The sequence below is a fragment of the Campylobacter anatolicus genome, from assembly GCF_018145655.1.
Classification (GTDB): domain Bacteria; phylum Campylobacterota; class Campylobacteria; order Campylobacterales; family Campylobacteraceae; genus Campylobacter_A; species Campylobacter_A anatolicus.
The window spans coordinates 264371-289088 of sequence record NZ_JAGSSY010000003.1 but is presented as its reverse complement, the minus strand read 5'-3'; the positions used below and the strand labels follow the sequence as shown (position 1 = coordinate 289088).

Genomic DNA, 24718 nt, shown 5'->3' with positions numbered 1-24718 from the left:
TTTGTATACCCAACTAGTGCAAAAGCAGTTTGAAAAATTTGATATTTATACTCAAAAATGATAAAAATATATACAGATGAGCTTGAAAGATTAGATAATTCACGTAAAAAAGCAAAGAGCTCACATCAAAATTTAAGCGGATTATGGTGTTATGGAGTTGATAATTGTAGGTTGATTTGCAAAATATAAGATGAAGATAATGCTTTATTTGCAAATAAATAGTAGAGATAAAAATTTATAACCGATAAAAGGAAAAAGATGGATAATGCAACCATAAAGGCACATAAGATCAGCGATAGCGAATACGCAAAAATTTTAGAGATTTTGGGACGCGAACCAAATTTGCTTGAGCTTGGGATATTTTCAGCGATGTGGAGTGAGCATTGTAGTTATAAATCAAGCAAAAAATACCTTAGTGGTTTTCCGACTAAGGCCCCATGGGTCATACAAGGACCAGGTGAAAATGCTGGTGTTATAGATGTTGGCGGTGGCATTGCAGCTGTGTTTAAGATGGAGAGTCATAACCATCCAAGCTTTATAGAGCCATATCAAGGAGCTGCTACTGGTGTTGGCGGGATCTTGCGTGATGTTTTTACTATGGGTGCAAGAGTTGTAGCAAACCTAAATTCACTTCGTTTTGGAGAGATGTGTGGCGATAGTAAAATTGCACGTCATCAACGCTATTTACTTAAAGGTGCAGTCGCTGGTATCTCGCACTACGGCAACTGTATGGGGATACCAACAATAGGCGGTGAGACAAGCTTTGATGAGAGTTTTAACGGCAATATCTTAGTAAATGCCTTTGCACTTGGGCTTGTGAAAAGTGATGAAATTTTTTATGGCAAAGCCGAAGGTGTCGGTAATCCTGTCATATATGTAGGCTCAAAAACAGGTCGTGATGGGCTTGGCGGTGCGGTTATGGCAAGCGATAGCTTTAACGATGAGAATAAATCTTTACGCCCGACCGTGCAAGTAGGCGACCCGTTTGCTGAAAAACTGCTGATGGAGGCGTGTTTGGAGCTATTTAAAAATGACTATATAGTAGGTATTCAGGATATGGGTGCAGCAGGACTTACAAGCTCTAGCTTTGAGATGGCTGGACGAAGTGGTAGTGGTATGCGTATGCACCTTGATCGTGTTCCTATGCGTGAAGAGGCGATGACGCCGTATGAGCTTATGCTTAGTGAGAGCCAAGAGAGAATGCTTATATGTGCCAAAAAAGGGTACGAAGATAAAATTTTAGAAATTTTTAAAAAATGGGATCTTGACGCAGAGGTTATCGGCGAGGTAACAAACTCAGGCAAAATGGAGCTTTTTTGGCACGGCGAATTAGCAGGAGAGATACCTATTAATCCATTGGCACAAGCTGCTCCTATACTTGATCGCCCAATTGCACGTCCAAAATATCTTGACACAATAAAAGATATAAGCTTGGATAAATTTAGTAGAGTTGACAATGCAACAGCATTTAAAAAATTACTTCGTGATCCGCATATCCTTAATAAATCCTTTATCTATGATCAATATGATGCAAATATTGGCACAAACACGATCCGTCAGCCAGGTTGCCTAGGTGCAGTAGCGATCCGCGTCAAAGAGAGCGGTGCGGCTATTGCTATGGGTATAGAGTGTTCGCCACGCCATAACTACGTCGATCCAAAGATAGGGGCGGCACTAGCGGTAGTAGCGAGTGGGCGAAAAGTTGCTATGAGCGGAGCTATGCCACTTGCCATCACAGACTGTTTAAACTACGGTAATCCTGAAAATCCTGAGGTAATGTGGCAGTTTGCACAGGGTTGTGAAGGCATAAAACAGGCGTGTCGTGAGCTAAATACACCAGTTGTCAGTGGTAACGTAAGTCTTTATAACGAAACCGAAGGCGTTAGCGTCTATCCGACTCCTGCGATCGTTAGCGTAGGAGTAAATACGGATGCAAATAAAAATTTACCAAGCGTATTTCAAAATAGTGGCACAGCAATATATCTCATCGGCGATACGAGTGGCGAGTTTGCGGCGAGTTTATATATGAAGGCACTTTTTGACGCAGTCGGTGGCGAGTTGCGAGATATTGATTATAAAAAAGAACGAGCTCTTTGGGAGCTTGTGATAGAGGCAAATGGGCTAAATTTATTAGAATTTGCTAATTCAGTAGGCACTGGTGGCGTGGCGATAAGTCTAGCTAAGATGGCTTGTGTGAGTGGTATCGGCGTAGAAGCTAAGTGTGAATTTGGCGATGAGAGATGGATATATGATGAGAGCTTTTCACGTGCGGTTGTAGGCGTAAAAGATGAAGTTAAATTTAAAACTTTGGCGGAAAAATTTGGACTAAAAGTAGCAAAAATCGGCGTAACTGGTGGAGATAGATTTATAATCAATGGCATAAATGAGAACTTAAAGGATATAAGTGAGATATATTTTGGTGAGTTTGCTAGGATAATTAAACAAGAAGATTAAATTTATTTAGTTTCAAAATGTAATGTGCGACTAAATAGAGTAAAAATAAATTTAAAGGATAGAAAATGAGTATCAAGGAGCTTTTATTTACAAAAGATGACGAGACGCAGGTAACACAGGAGAGTAGGGCAGATGGTAAAAGTATAGCAAAGCCACCAGTGCTATTTAGGCAGACGCAAGATCTTATCAAAAAGATAGAGGTAAAGCTCGGCGGCACATTAATTACTTACTACAACTCAAACGCAGGTAGTGTCTGCGGTAACGATGCGAGTGCAATGTATGAAATTTTAAAAGGCAGAAAGATAGAAAATGCCTTTTTTTATATCAAAAGCGATGGCGGTAGCGGCATTGCCTCTCTTCGTATCATCAGTACCATACGCAGTGCGTGTAAAAATTTAACTGCACTTATCCCAGCCAACTGTGCTTCTGCTGCGACGATGATGGCACTTGGAGCAAATGAGATTGTTATGGGACCACTTGCTTACCTCACTCCTGTGGATACATCGCTAAAACACGATCTAAGCCCAACTGATAAGCGAAACGATCTAGTAAGTGTGTCAATGGATGAGCTAAGTCGTGTGATAAAGCTATGGAAATCAAACGAGAAAGATAATGATCAAAACCCATACAAATCGCTATATGAGTATATACATCCGCTAGTTTTTGGTGCAGTTGATAGGGCTAGTTCACTCTCGCTTAAAATTTGTCGTGAGATACTACGTTATCACATTGATGATGAAGAGGCTATTAAAAACATATCTGAAAAGTTAAATAGTGACTATCCTGCACACGAGTATCCGATACTTTTCCGTGAAGCTGAAGAGATCGGGCTACATGTGAAAAAGATGGATAGCGAGCTTGATGAGATGCTTCAAGAACTAACTATGCTTTACTCTGAGATGGGGCAGCGAGCATTTACTGACTTTGATGAGAATAGCTATCATGATAATAATATCGCAAATATCATTGAAGCAAACGGCAAACAAATTTATTATCAGATAGATAAAGACTGGTTTTACCGCCCTGATGAACGTAGATGGAATGCCATAAATGACGAAAGCTCATGGCGTAAAAATGAGCTAGTCGGCGGTAAGATAAAAAATACGATTTATCATTTATGGTAGGATAATGAATTTACTAACGCTCATTTTTATAATATTTGTCATATATATATTAACGTCAAATTTTAGAAAAAATCCACAGAATTTAAGTGGTTATCATCCAAATTTCGCCTTTGCAGAGGCAAAATATTTAGTTGCACTTATTGCAAAGGTGGCAAAAAGCGATGGGCATGTAAATGAGCTTGAAGCACATCTTATCAGTGAAATTTTAGATGATATCACAGCAAGGCTCGGGGGCTCTACTGCTATAAGAGAGAACTTAAAACAAATTTATAATATAGAAAAAGAGAATTTAAATAATACTTATGAATTGGCGAATGAGTACTCACGCCAGTTCATACCAAGCCACGATGTAGCGGTCGCTCGGATAGCGTTTCTTATAAATTTAGCCTATATTGACGGCTCTATCTCAAGAGCTGAGATGGATATTATAGAGAGTATTGCAAGTGGATTTGGCGTGAAAAACTCGGCTTTAAGGATAATTTTATCGCAGTTTGAGAGCTTTTATGATAACCGTAGTTCTCGAAATAGCTATCAAGATAGCAGTCTAAAACAGAGTGTAAAAAATCCGTATGATGTTTTAGGCTTACCGCACAATGTGTCATTTGAAGTAGTCAAAAAACGATACAGAGAGCTAGTCAAAAAGTATCATCCTGATATTTTAATGGGGCGTGGTGAGAGCGATGAGATGATACAAAACTCAACACAAAAGTTACAAGAGATAAACGAAGCATATGAAGAGATAAAAAATAGGCAATAAAACTTTAAAAGGAGCAAGAATGAGAGCATTAATCAGTGTTAGCGACAAGAGCGGAATAGTTGAGTTTGCAAAGGATTTAGCAAATTTGGGCTTTGAGATACTTTCAACTGGCGGAACGCACAAACTACTAAACGAAAACGGCGTAAAAGCAATAGAAGTGAGCAAATATACCGACTCGCCTGAGATGTTTGATGGGCGTGTAAAAACACTTCATCCTAAAATTCACGGTGGAATACTTCACAAAAGAGATGACGCAAACCACGTAGCACAAGCTACGAAGAATAATATCGGCAGTATTGATTTAGTGTGTGTAAATTTATATCCTTTTAAAGAAACGACTATTCGTACTGATGATTTTAACGAGATAATAGAGAACATTGACATCGGCGGACCTGCGATGGTGCGAAGTGCGGCGAAAAACTTCAAAGATGTCTATATCGTTACAAGCCCGCTTGATTATGACGCAGTCGTGGCAAATTTAAAAAGTGGTGAAAATCAATATGAGTTTAAAAGAGCTTTGATGATAAAAGCCTACGAGCATACAGCAGCTTATGATGCTATGATCGCAAACTATATGAACGAGCGATTTAACGGCGGTTTTGGCGATATGAGATTTATCTCAGCGAGTAAGGTTTTTGATACTCGTTATGGAGAAAATCCGCACCAAAAGGGAGCCTTATATGAGTTTGAATACTACTTTAGCAACAACTTCACAGCTTTAAAGGGTGAGGCCAGTTTTAATAATATGACTGATATAAATGGAGCTGTGGCACTTGCGACTAGTTTTGGTGAAGCTCCTGCTGTAGCGATAGTTAAGCACTCAAATCCTTGCGGTTTTGCAGTTAAAAGTAGTTTGCTTGAAAGCTATGTGGAGGCATTAAAATGCGATCCGATCTCAGCCTATGGCGGAGTTGTAGCGATAAATGGCACACTTGATGAATCGCTAGCGAATGAGATAAATAAAATTTACGTTGAAGTGATAATCGCTGCAAATGTTGATGAGGCAGCATTAAAAGTATTTGAGAGTAAAAAACGTATCAAAATTTTTACTCAAAATAATAAATTTTTAGTCCGAGCAAATGATAAGTATGACTTTAAACACGTTGATGGCGGATTTGTTTTTCAAGAAAGCGATGAAGTGAAAGATGATGAGTTAAAAAATATGAGACTTATGAGTAAAAGAGCAGCAAGTCAAAGTGAGCTAAAAGATGCTGATATCGCTTGGAAGGTGGCAGCTCTGACTAAAAGTAATTGCGTAGTTTATGCCAAAAATGGTGCAGTAGTGGCAATAGGGATGGGTATGACTAGTCGTGTGGATGCTGCACGTGCGGCGGTGGCAAAAGCAAATGATTTAGGGCTTGATCTAAGTGGTTGTGTACTAGCGAGTGAGGCATTTTTCCCATTTAGAGACAGTATAGATATAGCAGCAAAAGTGGGCGTAAAATGCGTTATAGAGCCAGGTGGAAGTATGCGTGATGATGAAGTAGTGGCTGCAGCTGATGAGTATGGGATGGCATTATATTTTACAGGAGTAAGACACTTTTTACATTAAAATTTTAAATTTCTATCATTTAGCTTGTCTTTTTCGTTTAGAGATTTATAAAAATTTAGCTTGGCAAACTATCCGTTTAGCATAGGCTAAATTTTTATTTTATGACATAGATATTTGTACTATCTTTATACCATTTAAATATTCAAATACCACTCACTGATGTCTTAAACATTGGTTAGCAAATTAAAATTAATAAAAGGTAATTTTTATTACAAACAAGTAAAATGAATAAAATATTGCAAAGCAATCTTTATATTTTTATAGAATTTTTGCTTAATAGATACTTCTTAAAGGGGTTAGTAGCTAAGTATCGCATTTTATTTTATAAACTTTGATTTTAGTATTTAAACGAATTTAGATATTATAAAAACAACTTTACTAATTTTAAAAGCCAAAGGCATTGATACTGATGCAATATAATAGAGTGATAAATTTAGTTATTTCACACTTTTTAACTCTTATTTTCATATAATTTTTATAAATTTATTTAAAAAGGATATGTTATGAGAAAATTTATTATTGTATTTTTAACAGTAGCGGTGGCTTTTAGCCTTATGTTTGGAGTTAATAGTGATAAAAAAATAATGAAAGAGAGTAAAAATATGCAAAATTTAACTGAAATTTATTTAGCTGGTGGGTGCTTTTGGGGAGTGCAAGGCTACTTTAAACGCATACCAGGTGTGGTGCAGACAACCGTAGGATACGCAAATGGCAAGAGTGAAAGCACGAGTTATGGAGAATTAAAACAGACTGATCACGCTGAAACTATGCTTGTTAAATTTGATAAAAATAGGGTAGCTTTAGCAGAGATTTTAGCACACTTTTTCCGTGTTATAGATCCAACTTCTGTAAATAAGCAGGGCAATGACATCGGCCGGCAGTATCGCACAGGGATTTATTACACTGATGCTTCACAGTTGCCAGTTATAGAGGCGACTATCGCATACGAGCAGAGCAAATTTAAAGACAGGATCGCTGTTGAGGTTGAACCGATTAAGAATTTCATAACGGCTGAGGAGTATCATCAAGATTATCTGGATAAAAATCCGACCGGCTATTGCCATATTGACCTTAGTCTAGCACAAAAGCCACTTTATGAGTATAAATTTAAGCCACTTAGTAAGGATGAACTAAAACAAAAGCTAACTACCGAGCAATACGCTGTAACGCAAGAAAGTGCGACGGAGCGACCTTATACTAGCGAGTATGATAAATTTGACGAGGCTGGGATATATGTGGATATTGTGAGTGGTAGACCGCTATTTTCAAGTGTGGATAAGTATGATGCAGGATGTGGTTGGCCTAGTTTTACAAAGGCTATAACAACTGATGCTTTGCAATACAAACAAGATAACTCACATGGTATGAAACGCGTTGAGGTGCGTTCAAGCGTAGCAGACAGCCATCTAGGGCATGTGTTTGACGATGGTTTAGTGAATCGTGGCGGTCTAAGATACTGCATAAATGGAGCAAGTTTGAGATTTATACCGCTTTCAAAGATGGTAGAGCTTGGATATGCCGCTTTTGTGCCGTATGTCAAATGATAAAATTTATTGAGCTAAATCAATGCTAAGTTTATTATTTAAGAGTATAATACTCTGATTTTAAAATAAATTTAATAAAAGGACAGAGTATGAGCTTTTTTGATGGTTGGCAGGAGTTTTTAGTAGATGGTGCGAGTGTGCCATTTTATAAATTTAGTGAGAACGGCATAAGCTATGTTGGCTTTGATTCACGCAAATGTATGCCACCTGAGCCTATGCTAAATGCGATGCTTGCACTCAAACTATTTGGCAAAGAGAGCAAGGTCGTAATGGTAAATCATAAATTTCCAGCTGGGCTGATACCTAAAATAGAGTCGAGCTTTGATGTGGAGCGTGAAAATTTAAGTGGTGAAGAGGTAAAACTTACATTTAGTTTAAAAGATGGCGTGGATATTAGTAGTTTTGACTTTACTCAGACCTGCCATGGCTAGTGTGAGCGATGATGCTTTTAAACACCTTTGCACCACCGTTTAAGCTAGTGGGTGGCTACTTTATCGTAGGAATTTTGTTTTTACTAATGAGCGTTTTTGTCTTTTTTATGGCTGATTTTACTACCATAACTTCGCTAAATACAGCTGGGTTTATGCATATTTATTTTGTAGGCTTTGTGATGAGTATCATCATAGGGGCGTTATATCAGCTTACTTCTGTGATATTAGAGAAGTCCTTTTTTAGTATAAAAGGAGCGTTTGTAAATTTATTTATCTATGCTTTGGGCGTGGCGGTGATGAGTGCTGGTATGATAAGTGGTAAAATATGGCTCATGCATAGCGGTGGATTGCTGCTTTTTCTCTCACTGCTATTTTTTGACGTAACATATTTGCTTAGTTTTATTGGCAATACAAAGAGAAGCCTAGCAGCATTTTTATTACTCGTTTCAGCGGTGTTTTTGCTTATTGGTTTAGTGCTCGGTTTTTGTCTGTTGATGATATTTTCAGGAGTTTTAAGTCTTGATTTTGCGATGACCTTAAAATTCCATATCTATTTTGTAGTTGGGTTTGTATTTTTCATTATAGTTGGCGTATCAACTGTGCTATTACCCATGTTTGCACTTGCACATGATCTTAAATTTACGCTCTCAAAACTAGCCTTTGGCTTTTACATTTTAGCTGGTGCTTTGTTGGTCTTTAATGACACGACGGCTTTTGTGGCATTTGCTTTGGCGGTGTTTAGCTTTGTGGCTGAGGCATTAAAGATACTAAAAAAACGTGTGCGAAAAGCACTTGATTATTGGAGTGTGAATATATTTTTATCACTCATCGCACTTATTGTATTTTGTGTCTTTTATGCATTAAGACTTGAAGATACGGCGTTGTTTTGTCTGCTTTATGGCTTTTTATACTCATTTATCGTGGCACACCTTTATAAAATCGCACCATTTCTTATATGGTATCACTATGTTGCGCCGTTTGTTGGCAAGACAAAAGTGCCTTTGCTTGATGATATGATAGTGAAGTCGCCGACATATATAGCTATAGCTTTTAATGCTTTAGGACTTGTTTTGTATGTGTTTGGTATGGCTTACGCTGGCCTTGGTGCGATACTAGTTAGTGTGGTGCTCGTAACATATAACATTATAAATGTGTTTAAATTTATAAAATTTGGAGTAAAAAATGAGAGATAAAATTTATGATGAGCTAAGATTAATAGTTGATCCCGAAGTCGGCTTTGATATCGTGTCGTTGGGGTTAATATACGACGTAGTAGTTAGTAATGAAAAGGCAGTGGTAACAATGACACTTTCAACTCGTTCGTGTCCATTGCACGAGCTGATTTTAAGCTGGGTAAATGACGCTGTGCTTAGAGTGGATGGTATCACTGAGTGCGATATAGATCTAGTTTGGGAGCCTGAGTGGAATATAAATATGGCTAATGATGAGGTAAAAGCTGCACTTGGGGTAAGATAAAATGAGTAGTTGCTAGATCACTCTAAATTCATAAAATAAATGTAAAATTTACTTATTTAAAAGTAAGATCTATTAAAATTGGATGAATTTGGTATATACATTTAGTATCATGTAATCTTGGATAGCTTTTTATAGTTTAAAATTTGACAAATATACTTTTATGATATTTACAGAGTAAATAATTAGAGTTTTAAAATGAGCTAGTTTGAAAGCCAAAAATCAGCGAGTGTAAATATTAGCTTTATATGTGGGTTTATAGTAAATATAGAAAACTTATAAACAAACATGGAGTAGTTAAATTTTTAGCTTTTTATAAAAATACTAAAAATATAGCTTAGAAATTTATATAGCTGATTTTATAGTTTATTGTATCTTTGTAAATTTAAAGCAAAAGCGGACTTATCTGTCCGCTCTGTCATTTTTAGTCCATTTGATAACGCATATATGATGGTACATCAAGTTGAGTCATATACTCTTCGCTATTGTATCCACCGCTTACCTTTTGAAGACGGAGAATCCTCTCTTTTTTGAGAGACTCATTTATATCGTTTGAACTCTCTTTGTTCTCTTTGGCTTCTTCTTTAGCACCCTTAAATCCAGTTGCTATAAGTGTTACTTCAACCCTATTGTTTTCCATATTTTCATCGCTTGTTGTACCAAATATAACATCTGCATCTTCGTCAGCAGCTTCATATACAAGCTCCATAGCTTCGCTTATATCTGTTAGCGGAGATGATGGGTGAATTCTAAAATGCACCAAGACGCCAAGTGCACCGTTTATGGTCATATTATCAAGCAGTGGCGACTGTATAGCATTTTTAATCGCTTCTTGTGCAGCATCTTCGCCACTTGCTTCACCGACTCCCATTAGTGCTAAACCACGATGCCCCATTATAGTCTTGACATCGGCGAAGTCAAGGTTTATATCGCTTTTACCAGAGTCAAGTACAATTGTACTCATACCGCTAACAGCACGAGCCAACACATTATCAACCATCTCAAAGCTCTCTTTTAGACCAGCTTTTTTATCGATGAGCGTTAGTAGTTTATCGTTTGGTATAACAACTATCGAATCACTCTCTTTACGTAGCTCGTCTAGGCCCATTTCAGCTAGTTTACGGCGTTTTCTACCTTCAAACATAAAAGGTATTGTTACTACGGCAACAGTTAGAGCACCCACATCTTTTGCCGCTTGAGCTACGATAGGTGCAGCACCTGTACCTGTACCGCCACCAAGACCTGAGGCGATGAAAACTATGTCAGAAGTCTCTAATGCACTCTTTATCTCATCAAAGCTCTCTTGTGCCGCCTCTTTGCCTACTTCTGGTCTCATACCTGCACCAAGACCTTTTGTCTTTTTCTCGCCAAGTTGAATTTTTGTATGTGCCGGAGAATTCTCGAGTGCTTGAGCATCAGTATTAGCGACGATTAGATCAATGTTTAATGCTGAATTTTCTCTTATCATATGATTTATCATATTTCCACCACCACCACCTACACCGACGACCTTGATCTTTGCACCGTAGATACTTTTATTCTCCTCTACTGTAAAGCTACCCATTTTTAAATTCTCCTTAAAATAATTGTGTAATTCGTTGCCAAAATTTTGATATAGTGCTTGGCTGCTTTTCTTGTTTGCTTATATCTGCAATATTTGCAAGCTCTTCTTTGTTGTTTGTTTCATTTGTAAAATCACTAATAAATTCTATCCCTTCATCTTCAAAATGATTTAGATCTGGTTTTTTTATACTATCTTTTTGTCTATCTTCTTCAAAAATATTACTAAAATTTAATTTTGGTTTTACTGTTATTTCACCACTATACCGCATTCTCTTCTCAGAATCGATCTCGTACGATGTAAAATTTCCAGCTCCATACATACAAAGTCCTATAGCACAAGAATTTGCAGGTTCCCTCATTATCTCATAAAGCCCATCCATCTCTTTTGGCTTTGCTATTCTAACTGGCATCTTATCAAATATAGCAGAAGCCAAATCTCGTATGCCTTCTAGTTTTGTCATGCCACCAGTCAAGACGATACCTGCACCTATAAGGTCTTTATATACACTATTTTCTAAAAATTGAGCTAGTATCATAAAGGTCTCTTCGGCACGTGCATATATGACATTTGAGATAACATCAAGTGATACTTCGTGCGTTTTGTTCTCGTCGCCAAGTATTGGTATTTCGATCATGTCGGCAGTTTTGTTTATGATTGAGCCATAGTTTGTTTTTATCTCTTCGGCTTTTGGTAGTGGCGTATGAAGTGCCATTGATAGATCGTTTGTAATATTTGATGAGCCAACACCTAAAAATTCGTTGTATCTTATCGAATTTCCGGAGTGTATAACCATATTGCACGTAGCACCACCCATATCTATAAGTACAGCACCCAACTCTTTTTCATCTTTTGTTAGTGTAGCTATGGCTGAGGCATATCCTGAAAGGACAATATTATCTATCTGAATTCCAGCCGAGCTTATGGCTTTTCTAAGATTGCTTAGGGATGATTTTTGTACTGTTACTATGTGTGTTTGTACTTCAAGGCGTGTACCATTCATGCCTATAGGATCTTCAATGTGCTCTTGTCCATCTACTTTAAAATTATATGGTAAAACGTGAAGTTTTTCATAGTCACTAGGTATGTTTGCCGTGTGATCAGCCATTTGCATGGCACGTTCTATCTCGCGTATTCCGATCTCGTGGTTTGGTATATTTACAACGCCACTACTATCAACACTCTTTGTATATGCTCCAGAGATTGATACTACCACTTTATCATAGCGTGTTCCTGCAACTCTTTGGGCTTCTAATAGTGCATTTTTGATAGATTTTGATGCAAGTTCTATGTTTGTTATGACACCTTTTTTTATACCTTGTGTCTTTTCTGTGCCTATACCTATAACTTTTAGACTATCGTTTTCATCTTGTTGTGCTATAATGGCACAAATTTGAAAAGATCCGACATCTATACCTAAAATTTTAGTACTCAAAATAATTACCTTTTGACATATTCTTTGATCTCATAACGCTTTTGTAATTCGTTGGTTAGATCTTTTATGAGTTCGTTATTTTTCAACGACAGTATATTTTGTTCTAACATACTTTTATACTCATCACTAACGTTGTTAGTAAGCAATTTTTGTTCCAATATCTTGTAGATAACGGCTTTGTTGCCTAATGTTATATAACCTTGTTTGTTAGGGGAGTCAAATATTTGATTAATAAAGGCTTGAACTTCATGATTTTGAAGTCCTTCTAAATTTGTGTTAGTGTTACGACTTATAAAGCCTATATCTTTACCTTTAAAATTATTTAGCTCCACTTTCGCTTTTTCGCTTAATATCTCTTTTAGTTTGCTCTCTTTATAAATTTCTTTTACTTGTTCTTTTGCTTGGTCAAAAGTCATAGGTTGTGGTGGCGTTATACTTTTTACTCTAACTATCAGATAGCCATCATTATATATAAAAGGCTTTAGCGTCTCACCGATCTTTGCACTATCTAGCTCATCTGTTTGTAGTTGAGTTTCTCCTTGTGTGTATGTCATCTCACTTTCGGTTGCTAACTCGCCTTTTTTAACAGCGATATATTTTTCTAGTGCGTTGGTTTTGCTTTGTTCGATATTGTAGTCATTTCTAACCCGCTCTTTAATATTGTCAAATATAAGTATCTTATCATCCGTGTCTTTATATTTCTCCTTATTTTCATTATAGTAATTAGTTAAAATACTATCATTTACATCTTCATTTTTTGAAGGGATAAATAGTGTTTCAAGTCCATATGTTCGCTTTGTCATATAATTATTTTTATTATTTTCCCAAAGCTTTTTTAACTCATCATCATTATATGTAACTTCACTTTCATCAGCATTTATGACCTGTATAGCTAACCTGTCTTGCATAAAAAAACTAGCAATTATCGCATCTTTGTCTATACTTGTAGTTGGAAGATTTAGTGCAAAAGTTAGTTTATTTAAAAGTATACTGCGTTTTAAATTTTTCTCATAATCATTTGGATTTATCCTGGCACGGCGAAGCACATCGTAGTATAAATTTTTATTAAAAACGCCATCTGTTTGGAAATTTGGATCGACTATTATATATTTTAATACATCTTCGTCATTAACGCTCAGTCCTATATCATCTGCAAAATTTAGTAGTAAATTTTCATTTATAACTGTTTGGAGTGCAAGTGTTTCCAATCCTAACTCTTCAGCTTTTTCCTGCGTTAGTTTGCCATCGAAAATACTGCTATAATAATCATATAGCTGGTTATACTTTTGTTGAAGCTCGTTTACACTAATATTTCTATGTCCAACAGATGCCACTGAAGTAGCTCTGTTTTTGTTTAGATCGTATGCACCCCAGCCAACAAAACCAGCTCCAACAAAAGCTATAACGCTTATCCAGATCGTTACAACTAGGTATTTTTTGTTTTTTTGCATCCAAGTTATCATTAAATTTCCCTTATATTACTAACAATAAAATAAGTCGCATTTTACTAAAAATAGCCTTAAATAACCTTAAAATCGAGCTTTGAAACTAAAATTTTGTTAGTAAATTTGTTAGTTGTGATCATTTACTAAATGCAATAACTTGCAACTATTTTCAAGTATCGCTATCTCTTTGGCTAATTGTTGAGATGTGCGAGCAAATGCATAAATTCCATAGCCTTTAATAATGATTATATTTGTATTTTTCTCTATCATATATCGATATATTTCAGTCTCTGCTCGTTCATACCAGTCTTCAAATTGCTTTGGATCATAGACTGAAATTTCTCCAAATCTTGTATATCCGAAATAATCTTTTGGAGTTATACTTTGATGTTTCATCGCATATGCAGTCGTATATGGCGGTATCGCATAGCATATAAATTTTGCTTCATTTATATTTTTATAGATATTTAGATGTATATCAGCATCAAGGCTAGCGTCATTCCAGCGGTAGTCCTTTTTTGAAAAAAGTAGCACTAAATCATCATCTCTAAGATCATCAAATATGGCATTTTGTCTATTTATTATGAATTGATTACGCCCATTGCGTGCAGAAATAGAGCCATGAAATACTCCAAAGAAATTTTTACGAAACATTGAAAGAGATATTTTTTTAAGTTCATTTATAGAGTGCTTAAGATCCATTTTTGCCCCTTGTTTGGCGTGATTATACTTTGAAATTTCTAAAATTTATGTAAAATTTTACATAATGATACATTTTTAAGTAAAAATTTGATAAATTTCACATAAATTTTATAAAAAGAGAGAGCTTTGCAAAGTCCACACATTAGTGTTTTATTAGATGAAGTTACTGATATTTTTGCAGATATTAAAGGCACATTTATTGACTGCACTTTAGGCTATGCTGGACACTCTAATGCAATGCTTACAAAAAATAAAAATATAAATTTGATAGCTTGTGATCGTGATGATGAAGCTATAGAGTTTAGCTCAAAACGTCTTAGCAAATTTAAAGATAGAGTAAAAATTTATAAGAGTAATTTTTCGCAACTTATGGAAAATTTAAGTCAAGATGAGCTTAAAGACGTTCGTGGTATATTTGCTGATATAGGCGTTAGCTCACTTCAGATAGATAAAAACGAGAGAGGATTTTCGATAAACTCTGATACTTTGGATATGCGTATGGATGTTTGTGCGAGGATTAGTGCGTATGATGTTGTAAATGGCTATTCTCAAGAAAAACTCTCTGAGATATTTTATAAATTTGCAGAACTACATAATGCACAAACTATCGCTGCAAAGATCGTATCAGCAAGAGCAAAGCAACCGATAAAAAGTGCAAAAGAGCTTACACAAATCATCGGTAAAAATAGATTAAATGGCCGAAGCGTGAGCTTAGCGATATTAGCATTTCAAGCCATTAGAATCGAAGTAAATGACGAGTTAGGTGAGCTTGAGAGGCTTTTAAGTAGCATAAAAAATGCAAATTTTAAAGATTGTAAAGTTGCGGTAATTAGCTTTCATTCACTCGAAGATAGAATAGTGAAAAATACCTTTAAAGAGTGGGCTAAAAACTGTATCTGTCCTAGCGATGTAATGAGATGCATGTGTGGAAACAACCACGCGATAGGAAAAATTTTAACAAAAAAGGCAATAGTGCCAAACATGAATGAGATAGCATATAACTCGCGTGCAAGTTGTGCTAAAATGCGTCTATTTCATATATATTAGGTGTTGATATGCAAGAAAAAGATGAACTTCTTAAGCTTCATGATAGCGAACAAAAACGTGAGATAAATTTAAGCTTTAAAATGCTTATTATGGTCTATTTGGCGATGTTTATTGCATTTGCTATCTGTCTTCCTAAAATTTATATTGCAAATAAAATCTACTACATAAGCCGTGATATCGCCGATATAAGTGGCAAACGTGATGTTTTATTAGAAGAAAATAAAGCCCTTAGTATAAAGCTTGAAAATCTAAGATATAAAAATCAAATTTTAAACTTACTTAATCAGCAGCAGTGGAAATGACGGCATTTTTTCGCTCTTATGATCCTGCAAATTTTTATCTTATATATTCGCTAAAAGCTACATTTGCTATCGCTCTTAACTGCTTTTTGGGGTATTATTTTTTTAATATAAATGGTGCAATCTTTTCAGTAAATATCACAATGGGTATATTTTTTTTAAGTACTCTTGAGTGTAAAGATAGCCATAAATTTGGCTTTTTAACCCTTTATATCATACTTTCTATCGCCTTTATGCCTTTTGTTGTGCCACTTATAAAGCTTGGTACAATACTTGCGTTGTTTGTTTTTATATGGGTATTTTTGCTCTCATTGACGTCGCTTTATAATGTGAATTTGCATAAAATTTTAATCGCCACAAATACAACAGGGCTAGTTGGATTTATAGTTCAAAGTAGTGGAGGCATAATTTTAGACGACGCTATTGGAGGATTAGCACTTGGTGGTGTAAGTGCAATCATCATAAAAATGGGCAAATTCGCAAAATATGGAGCATTTACTAAAGATAGTATGCGGATACTTCTTGATGATGCATATGCTTGTGTAAAAGTGCTTGGTGCAGATGATTTTTATCAACAAAGAGATCAGATGTTATCACATATTGCCAAATTTAAAAGTATCTTTGCTACTGAAAGTGTAAATTTAAAAGATATAAAGCTTGTCAGAAATTATTCTCGTGCTATATTTTATCTTTATAAGATAGAAGAGATAGCTTATGTCTTAGCACCGATTCATTCATCGTTTAAAAAGATAGAGGATACTCGATATTTAGATGAGATAAGAGAAGAAATTTTATACAATATCAATGAGTTAAAGGGGCTATTTGAAGGTAAAAGTGCAATTATAAAAATGGATATATTAAATTTAGTTAGAAGTGGAATATATAAGGTTTTTGCTAGTTCTCTTGATGTGCTTTACTTTAAATTTAAGCTTATAAAAGATGGTGGCGAAGATAAAATAGAATTTAAAAAAGCTAAAAAAACTACTTTGCTTTCAGTCATAAAAAAGATAAATTTAAAAGATGAAACAACACTTAGTGCTTTGCGGTTGGCATTTTGTATGAGTGCGGCTATATTTATATCTCAACTTACTAAGATAGATCATGGCATATGGATAGCAATAGCTGTGATGAGTATAAAACAAGATAGTCATAAAATAGTAAAAATTTCTGGTGTTGATAATATTTTGGGTGCATTTTTTGGCTTGGCTCTTGCACTTTTTACTATTTATGTATTTAGTGATGGTTTGGGTATTGTAATACTTTCCATTGTAGGTATATTTTTTGTATATTATCTGAAGCAATACAAGCAGATCGCCTTTACAACGGCATTTATGTTTGAGTTTAGTTTAGTGTTTTATATGATTAAAAATGACTTTTTGCAGCTAGTTTTGCAGAGATTGACAGATATTATGATAGGATTTATGCTTGTTTTTGTAGTGTCGCTTTTTACAGCCACAAAAGATACTAAACAACTAAAAGCTAAGCTTAAAAGCAGTTTAATGAATTTTAAAAATTTTATAGACACAACGCTCATTGAACGTAAAGGACATACGTTTAGTATACAAGAGATCGATATTGCAAATGCTATTAGATCATACGAACAAGAGCTTTGGCAAAGTGATATTAGTGAACAAAAAAGATATGAGTTAAGGCAAATTTGTAATATCTTAAACGATGCAAATATAGATCTGATAAAGCTTAGAAACTATCTTAAATTTTTAAATCAAAATGAGCTAATGGTCGACGTGAGCCTTAAAAATGACTTAGATATATTATCGAGTCGTTTCGAGATGCTTTCTAGGAAAGTAGATAATTTGCCATATTATTTTTTACAAAATGCCAAAGATAAGTTGCTTTGTAACGATGAGAGAGTACAAAAACTATCCACTTCTATCATAACAAAACAAAATGAAATTTACTCACTGCTATCTTTGTAAGAGATGAGCTTTTCTAAGACGTATTGCTCTAAGTCCTTTTTTGATACATCATTTTTTATAGCAGTATTATAAATTTCTTCGACGCGAGTTGAGTATTTTTCATATTTAAAATATGGAAAATGTACCTCCCAAGCACGTTTGATAAGCTCAGCACTCATCTCTTTTCTAGCCCAAATTTTAAACATATCAAAGCCTAAAAATACTACTGATGTCACCACTATTGTAGCCACTATAGAGATGTGAGCGTCTGTTATTGCTAAAAAATGGTGTGTTACAAGAAGAAGCGGTAGTAAAAATATTATACAAATTAGAGTATAAATTTTGTATGTTTTTGCGTGGTTAAATCTAAAATTTAACTTAGCACCATCTATTAGCATATTTTCGTTAAAAAGAGTGTTTGCCTCAAGCAGATCACGAAAAAGTACAGGCTGTTTTGAGACAACAAATATATTATCTAATATCGTTTTTTTTAATTGTTCTTGCATTTATCCAGACTTTTTAGTAAAATTTAGTCTCAATTATACCAAATTTCCATAAAACTTAACAAATTTTCGCTACAATTTTACAAAAACAAGGGGTAAAAATGGCTACAAATTTAGATATTGTCTTTATAAATGGCGAATTTCTGCCAAGCAGTGAAGCTAAAATAAGTGCATTTGATCGTGGTTTTATCTTTGGTGATGGCATATATGAGGTGGTGCCAGTTGTAAATTCACGCTTGGTTGATAGGGATGATTTTTGGGAGAGGTTTGAGCGAAGTTTGATGGCGATTGAGCTAAAGCTTCCTTATAAAAAGGAAAAATTTGAAGAGATTTTATACGAAGTTATCACGCAAAATGGTTTAAAAGAGGGTGGTGTATATCTACAGATAACACGCGGAGCTGCACCTAGGGATTTTTACTTTGTTAATGGTTTAACGCCTAGCGTTTTTGTATTTTGCTATGAGGCAAATGTGATAGATAATCCACTTGCAAAAAGTGGCATAGAGATAGTTAGTGTAGAGGATATTCGCTGGAGTCGTCGTGACATAAAGTCTATCTCGCTTCTAGCTCAGTGTTACGCTAAAAACGAGGCTCATAAAAGGGGTGCGTATGAGGGATTAATGGTACAAAATGGTTTTGTAACTGAGGGGTGTAGCTCAAGTGCTTTTATCATAAAGGATAAAACATTAATTACAAAACCACTTTCAAATGAAATTTTGCCCGGAATCCGTCGTAAAACATTGCTGAAATTTGCCGAGCTTGTTGGATTAAAAGTGGAGCAAAGAGAATTTAGTATAGATGAAGTTTATGGTGCCGATGAGGCGTTTATATCGGCTGCCACGCTCATACTTTTACCTATTATCAAGGCCGATGGTCGATTTATAAATGGTGGTAAAGTAGGCAAATATGCTATAAAGCTTCGTGAGCTTTACGTACGAAAAATGCTTGATGAAGCTGGTGTATAGAATTTGTAAATTTGATAAATTTGGCAAATAGATGAGTAAAAATGAAAATTTTACAGGTGAGAGTGTGCTTGTTAGTGCTTGTTTGCTTGGTTTTAATTGCAAATATAATGGTAGTAACAACTCAAATGATAAGCTAAACCAAAAACTTAAAGCACTTAGTAGGTTTTATATGCTCGTACCTGTTTGTCCCGAGGAGCTTGGTGGTCTAAATACACCACGTGAACCAGCCGAGATAGTCGTTATGAACTTGAAAAATAACCAGCAAGATGAAAAATCGTATAAAGTTATGACTAAATTTTCGCAAACTGACGTAACGGCTGAGTTTGAGCTAGGAGCCAATATGTGCGTAAAAATCGCTAGCAAGATATCGTGCAAGATTGCTATTTTAAAAGAGCGAAGCCCAAGTTGTGGGAGCGGACAAATTTATGATGGCACTTTTAGTAACATACTAAAAAGTGGCGATGGGTTAGCTACAAGAGCGTTAAATAAAATCGGTATAAAAATTTATGGTGAGAGCGAGATAGACATGCTTTTGGAGAGTTTAGTTGAGTAGGCAAAATGCTGTTTTAGAAGTTGTATTAAAATGTCTTGTTTTAGTGCTTTTAGTGGCATTTTTGTTGACATTGTTATTTAGCGGATATACCTTTTTACAAGGTGATTTTAGCGAGTTTAATATAAATTTATATACGTTTTTTGCTATTTGTTTAGTTGTTTTTACTACCATCTACAGCTATTTAAGCAAAGAGAAGTTAAAAAGCTCACAAAAGAGTTTAAAACACACTTTTGGCAGGCGGTGCAGTTTGATTGTAGTGCAACTTGCTTTATAAATGCACTTCAAAACGTTATTGTAGTAGAGATTTTAGCTTAGATTTATGTCGATATTGGGCGTATCTTAATGTAAATGGCATACATATGCAAAATGATGACAAGAAGATGTTTTGCGTCTTTGTTACCATTTTAGATAGTATTAAATTTAAAAAGGAAAGTTAGTTTTGAAGTTTAAAATTTTATCGTTTTTAGTGGTTTTTATATTTATTGGATGTGCGAAAAACATAAATGTTTTACCAATACAAGAAATAAATGAGCCTCAAAATGAGCGTATAAGGTTAATAGACTTTGAGTTACCTCAGACGATAAATTCATTACCATTTAGTGGGTTAAATGTAAGTTTTGACGAAAAAGAGTTACTTGAAAGACGCTTTAAAGTCTTTACGCTTAAAGGGATAAAACAGAGTTCAAAGGAGTTATTTTGGGCGTTTGATGTCTATAAACCATCAAAGACAAAGACCTATTATGGCTCAAATTTTCGCCCTATACCACTTAAATGGTTTGAAGCTCAAAAGAAAAATGCAAATTTTACCGCACTTAACTCCATTCAAATTTATGCTTTAACTACTGCAAATACGGCTTTGCGAAACTTTCCAACCGATGAGCCGATATTTTATAATCCAAGCAATCCGGGTGAGGGCTATCCATTTGACTACTTGCAACTTTCAACTTTAAGTATCGGCTACCCAGTATTTGTCTCACACCTTTCACTCGATAGAGCGTGGGCGTTTGTGAGCGATGACACGACTTGGGGTTGGCTCAAAGTTGAAGATATTAAATTTATAAGTGATGAGACGGCAAATAAATATGCAAAGCAGAAATTTTTGACGATAAAAGTGGATAAAACACCGATATATAGTGAAAATGGAGCATTTTTATTTTACGCTAGGATAGGGGCTTTGTTACCTTTTGAGAGTGAAAATACAAGTGAGTTTGTGGGACAAATTTATACTCGTGCTGGACTTGTTAGATATAAAGCATCAAAACAAGTAGCAACACACTTTCCGATGATGCTAAACGATGAGAATGTTAAATTTTTATCGCAGTCATTACTAGGTCAGCCTTATGGCTGGGGCGGCGTGGATAGATTGCGTGACTGTTCGCTATTTTTAAAGGATTTTATGGCTAGTTTTGGCGTGTGGCTACCTAGGAACTCAGGCATTCAGGCAAATGTCGGTACTAAAATTAATCTAAAAGGACTAAGCAACGACGAGAAAAAACGTATCATAAAAGAGCGTGGAGTACCATATCTCACGCTCATACACCTGCCGGGACACATTATGCTTTATGCAGGATACAAGGATGATGAAATTTATGTTATGCACGATGCTTGGGGGATAAAAACTACAGATAATGGCAGGGCACTGATCGGACAAACGGCGATAACTACGCTTGAGATAGGCAAGGGCAGAGTGGATGTGAATGATGAGAGTTTATTAATCTCAAAAATTGATTCTATCAATATTTTAAGAGATATAGAACCCTTTAAAATCTCAAGTGTCAAGAGCAAGCAAAGTGAGCCACTATCAATAGATATAAAAACAGCAAACATTAATCTAGATCCAAGGATAATAGCATTACAAGATGCTTATAGCGTTAAAATAGTGGATAATAAAGTATTTTTTGATGATGGCACGAGTATTAAATTTGATGACTTTATGCCTAAAGATAGTAAATGTAGCACTGAGGCTGATGTGCAGGATATGAACGCACTACCTTATGCCGCTTTTATGCCCTTAAATGCACCGTTAAGTGATAGCGGTAGGTGCAGAAACTACGAGTTTTTAAGTAAAATTTATGGCAGTAGCGAGAGTGAAGTAAAAGCAAATTTAAAAGATGTGGTTTGGTTAAAAGATACTTTAAACTTAAAACTTAAATTTAATAGCCAAAATGGTGCTGCGGATGCCCTACAAGCCGTAAGTGATGAGCTAAATGAGCTGGTTAAAAATGACCCTAAAATGCTTGAGTATCTTAAAAATCCTGGTGGAACATTTAAGTGGCGAGTTATCGCTGGGACTAGTCAACTCTCAGCCCATAGCTACGCTATAGCGGTAGATATAAACGTGGATAAGAGCCACTACTGGCGTTGGCACAATGGGTATAAAAATTTAATCCCTGAAAGTATCGTGCATATATTTGAGCGACATAAGTTTATCTGGGGTGGTCGCTGGGAGCACTTTGATACTATGCACTTTGAGTATCGCCCAGAAATGTTTGGCGTAAAGCAGACGGTTTGGTGATAAAAATAGCATAAAATGCGAGATAGGAGCAAGGAGTGTTAGCTCAAATTTTGAGTATTTTAGAGCATTCAAATATATTTTTAACAGGTGGCGGTGGAGTTGGCAAAACTTATCTAACACAAGCTATCATAAAATACTACCGAAATGAGCTAAAAAATGTCATAATACTTGGTTCAACTGGCATAAGTGCCGTTGGGCTAGGTGGGGTAAGCGTTCATAGCTTTTTTAAATTTGGGATATGTAAGAATTACGAAGAGTTACGTAGCTTTGATAAAAAACAACGAAACAAACTCTCTCAACTTCGTGCGATACTAGATATTTGTGACTTGCTTGTGATAGATGAGATCTCTATGGTTAGCTCTGATGTGATGGAGATGGTGCGATATCGCCTAAATACTTCTAAATTTAAAGGGCGTGTTCTGCTAGTTGGGGACTTTTATCAGCTACCACCTGTTTTTAAGAGTGAAAATAACCCAAATGCACTTTTTAAATTCACCTATGCATTTAGTTCACACGCTTGGAGTGAGCTAGGGCTTACAAATGTTGAATTGCTCGTGTCTAAACGCACACGAGATATTAAATTTTATGAAATTTTGTCACGGCTTAGAGTAGGCATTTTAGATGATGAGGTAATTGAGTATATTAGCTCACTTAGAGTTGATAAATTTGAAACTAGCGAAGATGATAGTGTGCTTTTTGGGCGAAATTTAGAGGTAGATAGGCTAAATGAAGAACGATTAAACGCTATAAACGCTCCGATGGAGACCTCTGTCGCACAGGTTAACTTAATGAGAGAAAATCTACATCCAAATACCGTGCAGAGCTGGATAAATTCGCTATCCGCACCATTAAATTTAAATATGAAAATCGGCACGAAGATAATTTTTACTACAAATAAATGGGGCGAGTATTATAACGGCGAACAGGGCAAGATAGTCCAGATCATCAAGGAAAATGGTATTTGCGAGAGCGTAATTGTGCAAAAAGATAGTGGTGAGATAAGCGAGATAACTAAAAACTTATACGAACTTGGTGAGTTTGATATAGTTGGCGATGAGATAGAGCAAAACACTTTGGCAACATTTTTGCAGTTTCCTTTCAAACTTGCCTACGCTCTGACTATCCACAAATCGCAGGGAATGAGTATAAACTCGCTCTTTTGCGATCTAAATCACATTTTTGCAAACGGGCAGCTTTATGTCGCACTATCCCGTGCCAAAGACCCAGCTAGGCTAAAACTTTTTTATAATAGAAGCGGTGATTTTAGGCAGTATTTAAGAAAAGTGGTTAAAATTGACGATGAAGTTTTTAAATTTTATAAAGAGAATAAATTTGAAAATATTAAGGAGAATTTTTAGATGAAAAAGCTTATTTTGACTGTGATTTTAAGTGTTTTTGTGTGGGCTGACGTACTTAGAGTAACGGATTTTCAGACTGATATATACTCAAAAGCGGCGGCAAATTTAACAAAGAAGATTAATCTAAACTTAGAAGTCATTGGTCGTGATGTAGTGGATAATGAATCATATATACTTGACGCTTTAAACGTTATCGTGGGTAGCTTTTACGTTGAAGATATCCTTACCTCAATGGGCAAAGAAAAATTTAAAGAGATGTTTATCAAATACGCCGCCAAAAAACATGCCATTGATATTGATGATGTATTGATACTAAATATAAAAGTAATAAATGATCTTGAATTACGAGAGATTATTAAGGCGATACAAACGCAAAATCTCTGCTCAACGCCAATGACACAAGCTGAGATAGAAAGACCACGCAAAAAAGGAAATGACATTATAATAGCACCTGATTCATCTATGATGGATCAGCGTCCAATAGATCTAAAAAACATTCAGGAATTTGGCAAAGATTTTGGTGAGCAGTAGATCGTAGAGCTTTGAAAATATCTCAAAGCTCATTAAATTTATTGATTGATTATATCATATCCTTGCGGTATTATCGGAGTTAATGTTTTAGTTGGTATAAGAGCGTCTTTGATTGTATTTTGAAGTGTGATTTTTATCTTGTTACCAAGCTTGTCTTTATAATCAATCGTGCTTGGAAGGTCATCTTTAAGGGTGATTAGATAATCAACACCGTCGTATATCGCTTTATAAAGTGTCGGCTGAATCTGCTCCGCGTGAGTTAAAATCTGCGTTAAATTTGGCGTGTCATCAAGGTGCGAGATGATAGCTTGTTCTAATTCGTCCTCTATAACTATCACACGATTTTTTTCAAAATAAATCCTTTTTGGTGTTGGGTTTTTATATATCCAAAGTGCGGTATTATCGCTTTTAGCGTAAAATATACCTGTGTAGCTTATGGCTTTACCTTCGCTATTTACAACTTGCACAAAATCGCTCTGCAAACTTTTAAAATTTAATTCAGCCGAAAAACTAGTAATTACAAATGCGGCGAGTATTATAATTTTTCTCATTT

General features: G+C 35.5%; 23 protein-coding genes. 17 read left to right on the top strand and 6 right to left on the bottom strand.

What is annotated here, in order from left to right:
• Positions 1-258: 258 nt before the first annotated feature.
• From purL to KDE13_RS06715, 8 genes are all read left to right on the top strand, one after another.
• Complete coding sequence (gene purL / locus KDE13_RS06750) at positions 259-2454, top strand: phosphoribosylformylglycinamidine synthase subunit PurL (RefSeq protein WP_212143186.1); 2196 nt, start codon at positions 259-261, stop codon at positions 2452-2454.
• A 65-nt stretch (positions 2455-2519) separates the two neighbouring features.
• Positions 2520-3578 (top strand): SDH family Clp fold serine proteinase, encoded by a 1059-nt coding sequence (locus tag KDE13_RS06745; protein ID WP_212141012.1) that lies wholly within the window; start codon positions 2520-2522, stop codon positions 3576-3578.
• A 4-nt stretch (positions 3579-3582) separates the two neighbouring features.
• Complete coding sequence (locus tag KDE13_RS06740; protein ID WP_212141013.1) at positions 3583-4335, top strand: DnaJ domain-containing protein; 753 nt, start codon at positions 3583-3585, stop codon at positions 4333-4335.
• Between the two features lie 19 nt (positions 4336-4354).
• Positions 4355-5887, top strand: a complete 1533-nt coding sequence (gene purH, locus KDE13_RS06735) for a bifunctional phosphoribosylaminoimidazolecarboxamide formyltransferase/IMP cyclohydrolase (RefSeq protein WP_212141014.1) — start codon at positions 4355-4357, stop codon at positions 5885-5887.
• Positions 5888-6390: 503 nt separating this feature from the next.
• Complete coding sequence (gene msrB / locus KDE13_RS06730; protein WP_420838377.1) at positions 6391-7431, top strand: peptide-methionine (R)-S-oxide reductase MsrB; 1041 nt, start codon at positions 6391-6393, stop codon at positions 7429-7431.
• Between the two features lie 89 nt (positions 7432-7520).
• Positions 7521-7862: a hypothetical protein gene (locus KDE13_RS06725; RefSeq protein ID WP_212141015.1), complete on the top strand. Its 342-nt coding sequence runs from the start codon at positions 7521-7523 to the stop codon at positions 7860-7862.
• A gap of 8 nt (positions 7863-7870) precedes the next feature.
• Positions 7871-9055, top strand: a complete 1185-nt coding sequence (locus tag KDE13_RS06720; RefSeq protein ID WP_229204382.1) for a peptidase M50 — start codon at positions 7871-7873, stop codon at positions 9053-9055.
• Positions 9045-9338, top strand: a complete 294-nt coding sequence (locus KDE13_RS06715) for a metal-sulfur cluster assembly factor (protein WP_212141016.1) — start codon at positions 9045-9047, stop codon at positions 9336-9338. Before KDE13_RS06720 ends, KDE13_RS06715 begins: the two co-directional genes overlap by 11 nt.
• Positions 9339-9759: 421 nt before the next feature.
• Here KDE13_RS06715 and ftsZ read toward each other — a convergent pair whose 3' ends face one another.
• The 4 genes from ftsZ to KDE13_RS06695 form a co-directional block, all read right to left on the bottom strand.
• Complete coding sequence (ftsZ, locus tag KDE13_RS06710) at positions 9760-10899, bottom strand: cell division protein FtsZ (protein WP_212143185.1); 1140 nt, start codon at positions 10897-10899, stop codon at positions 9760-9762.
• A 13-nt stretch (positions 10900-10912) separates the two neighbouring features.
• Positions 10913-12331, bottom strand: coding sequence for a cell division protein FtsA (ftsA, locus tag KDE13_RS06705; RefSeq protein WP_212143184.1), 1419 nt, complete (start codon positions 12329-12331; stop codon positions 10913-10915).
• Between the two features lie 5 nt (positions 12332-12336).
• Positions 12337-13794: a peptidylprolyl isomerase gene (locus KDE13_RS06700; RefSeq protein ID WP_212143183.1), complete on the bottom strand. Its 1458-nt coding sequence runs from the start codon at positions 13792-13794 to the stop codon at positions 12337-12339.
• Positions 13795-13902: 108 nt separating this feature from the next.
• Positions 13903-14478, bottom strand: a complete 576-nt coding sequence (locus KDE13_RS06695; RefSeq protein WP_212141020.1) for a class II aldolase and adducin N-terminal domain-containing protein — start codon at positions 14476-14478, stop codon at positions 13903-13905.
• 126 nt (positions 14479-14604) lie between these two features.
• Between KDE13_RS06695 and rsmH the strand changes: the two genes are divergently transcribed.
• The 3 genes from rsmH to KDE13_RS06680 are packed head-to-tail and all read left to right on the top strand — an operon-like array spanning position 14605 to position 17761.
• Positions 14605-15525, top strand: a complete 921-nt coding sequence (rsmH, locus tag KDE13_RS06690) for a 16S rRNA (cytosine(1402)-N(4))-methyltransferase RsmH (RefSeq protein WP_212143182.1) — start codon at positions 14605-14607, stop codon at positions 15523-15525.
• Between the two features lie 8 nt (positions 15526-15533).
• On the top strand, positions 15534-15827 hold the full coding sequence (locus tag KDE13_RS06685; RefSeq protein ID WP_212143181.1) for a hypothetical protein: 294 nt from the start codon (positions 15534-15536) through the stop codon (positions 15825-15827).
• On the top strand, positions 15824-17761 hold the full coding sequence (locus tag KDE13_RS06680; RefSeq protein ID WP_212141023.1) for an FUSC family protein: 1938 nt from the start codon (positions 15824-15826) through the stop codon (positions 17759-17761). The genes KDE13_RS06685 and KDE13_RS06680 overlap by 4 nt, the downstream gene beginning before the upstream one ends.
• Here KDE13_RS06680 and KDE13_RS06675 read toward each other — a convergent pair.
• A complete protein-coding gene (locus tag KDE13_RS06675) occupies positions 17740-18246 on the bottom strand; it encodes a hypothetical protein (protein WP_212141024.1) in 507 nt (168 codons plus the stop codon). The genes KDE13_RS06680 and KDE13_RS06675 overlap by 22 nt on opposite strands.
• A gap of 98 nt (positions 18247-18344) precedes the next feature.
• Between KDE13_RS06675 and KDE13_RS06670 the strand changes: the two genes are divergently transcribed.
• From KDE13_RS06670 to KDE13_RS06645, 6 genes are all read left to right on the top strand, one after another.
• The gene (locus KDE13_RS06670; RefSeq protein WP_212141025.1) at positions 18345-19208 is read left to right on the top strand and encodes a D-amino-acid transaminase; all 864 of its coding nucleotides are present in this window, start codon (positions 18345-18347) and stop codon (positions 19206-19208) included.
• A 31-nt stretch (positions 19209-19239) separates the two neighbouring features.
• Positions 19240-19761: a 2-thiouracil desulfurase family protein gene (locus KDE13_RS06665; RefSeq protein WP_212143180.1), complete on the top strand. Its 522-nt coding sequence runs from the start codon at positions 19240-19242 to the stop codon at positions 19759-19761.
• Positions 19754-20035, top strand: coding sequence for a hypothetical protein (locus KDE13_RS06660; RefSeq protein ID WP_212143179.1), 282 nt, complete (start codon positions 19754-19756; stop codon positions 20033-20035). Before KDE13_RS06665 ends, KDE13_RS06660 begins: the two co-directional genes overlap by 8 nt.
• A gap of 165 nt (positions 20036-20200) precedes the next feature.
• Positions 20201-22276, top strand: a complete 2076-nt coding sequence (locus KDE13_RS06655; protein WP_212143178.1) for a bifunctional C40 family peptidase/M15 family metallopeptidase — start codon at positions 20201-20203, stop codon at positions 22274-22276.
• 50 nt (positions 22277-22326) lie between these two features.
• Positions 22327-23634, top strand: coding sequence for an ATP-dependent DNA helicase (locus KDE13_RS06650; protein ID WP_229204381.1), 1308 nt, complete (start codon positions 22327-22329; stop codon positions 23632-23634).
• Positions 23635-24165 carry a hypothetical protein gene (locus KDE13_RS06645; RefSeq protein ID WP_212141030.1) on the top strand — a complete coding sequence of 177 codons (531 nt, stop codon included), beginning with the start codon at positions 23635-23637 and terminating at the stop codon, positions 24163-24165. It abuts the gene before it with no gap.
• A gap of 38 nt (positions 24166-24203) precedes the next feature.
• Here the strand turns inward: KDE13_RS06645 and lolA are convergent, their stop codons facing one another.
• Positions 24204-24716, bottom strand: coding sequence for a LolA-like outer membrane lipoprotein chaperone (lolA, locus tag KDE13_RS06640; RefSeq protein ID WP_212142093.1), 513 nt, complete (start codon positions 24714-24716; stop codon positions 24204-24206).
• Positions 24717-24718: the final 2 nt, after the last annotated feature.

Bases quoted from the DNA above. Each gene is read 5' to 3' on its own strand.
- lolA (WP_212142093.1), bottom strand. From the start codon at position 24,716: ATGAGAAAAATTATAATACTCGCCGCATTTGTAATTACTAGTTTTTCG.
- KDE13_RS06740 (WP_212141013.1), top strand. From the start codon at position 3,583: ATGAATTTACTAACGCTCATTTTTATAATATTTGTCATATATATATTA.
- KDE13_RS06680 (WP_212141023.1), top strand. From the start codon at position 15,824: ATGACGGCATTTTTTCGCTCTTATGATCCTGCAAATTTTTATCTTATA.
- KDE13_RS06685 (WP_212143181.1), top strand. From the start codon at position 15,534: ATGCAAGAAAAAGATGAACTTCTTAAGCTTCATGATAGCGAACAAAAA.
- ftsZ (WP_212143185.1), bottom strand. From the start codon at position 10,899: ATGGGTAGCTTTACAGTAGAGGAGAATAAAAGTATCTACGGTGCAAAG.
- purL (WP_212143186.1), top strand. From the start codon at position 259: ATGGATAATGCAACCATAAAGGCACATAAGATCAGCGATAGCGAATAC.
- msrB (WP_420838377.1), top strand. From the start codon at position 6,391: ATGAGAAAATTTATTATTGTATTTTTAACAGTAGCGGTGGCTTTTAGC.
- purH (WP_212141014.1), top strand. From the start codon at position 4,355: ATGAGAGCATTAATCAGTGTTAGCGACAAGAGCGGAATAGTTGAGTTT.
- KDE13_RS06745 (WP_212141012.1), top strand. From the start codon at position 2,520: ATGAGTATCAAGGAGCTTTTATTTACAAAAGATGACGAGACGCAGGTA.
- KDE13_RS06675 (WP_212141024.1), bottom strand. From the start codon at position 18,246: ATGCAAGAACAATTAAAAAAAACGATATTAGATAATATATTTGTTGTC.
- KDE13_RS06715 (WP_212141016.1), top strand. From the start codon at position 9,045: ATGAGAGATAAAATTTATGATGAGCTAAGATTAATAGTTGATCCCGAA.
- KDE13_RS06695 (WP_212141020.1), bottom strand. From the start codon at position 14,478: ATGGATCTTAAGCACTCTATAAATGAACTTAAAAAAATATCTCTTTCA.
- KDE13_RS06725 (WP_212141015.1), top strand. From the start codon at position 7,521: ATGAGCTTTTTTGATGGTTGGCAGGAGTTTTTAGTAGATGGTGCGAGT.
- KDE13_RS06700 (WP_212143183.1), bottom strand. From the start codon at position 13,794: ATGATAACTTGGATGCAAAAAAACAAAAAATACCTAGTTGTAACGATC.
- KDE13_RS06665 (WP_212143180.1), top strand. From the start codon at position 19,240: ATGAGTAAAAATGAAAATTTTACAGGTGAGAGTGTGCTTGTTAGTGCT.
- KDE13_RS06645 (WP_212141030.1), top strand. From the start codon at position 23,635: ATGAAAAAGCTTATTTTGACTGTGATTTTAAGTGTTTTTGTGTGGGCT.
- KDE13_RS06670 (WP_212141025.1), top strand. From the start codon at position 18,345: ATGGCTACAAATTTAGATATTGTCTTTATAAATGGCGAATTTCTGCCA.
- KDE13_RS06720 (WP_229204382.1), top strand. From the start codon at position 7,871: ATGATGCTTTTAAACACCTTTGCACCACCGTTTAAGCTAGTGGGTGGC.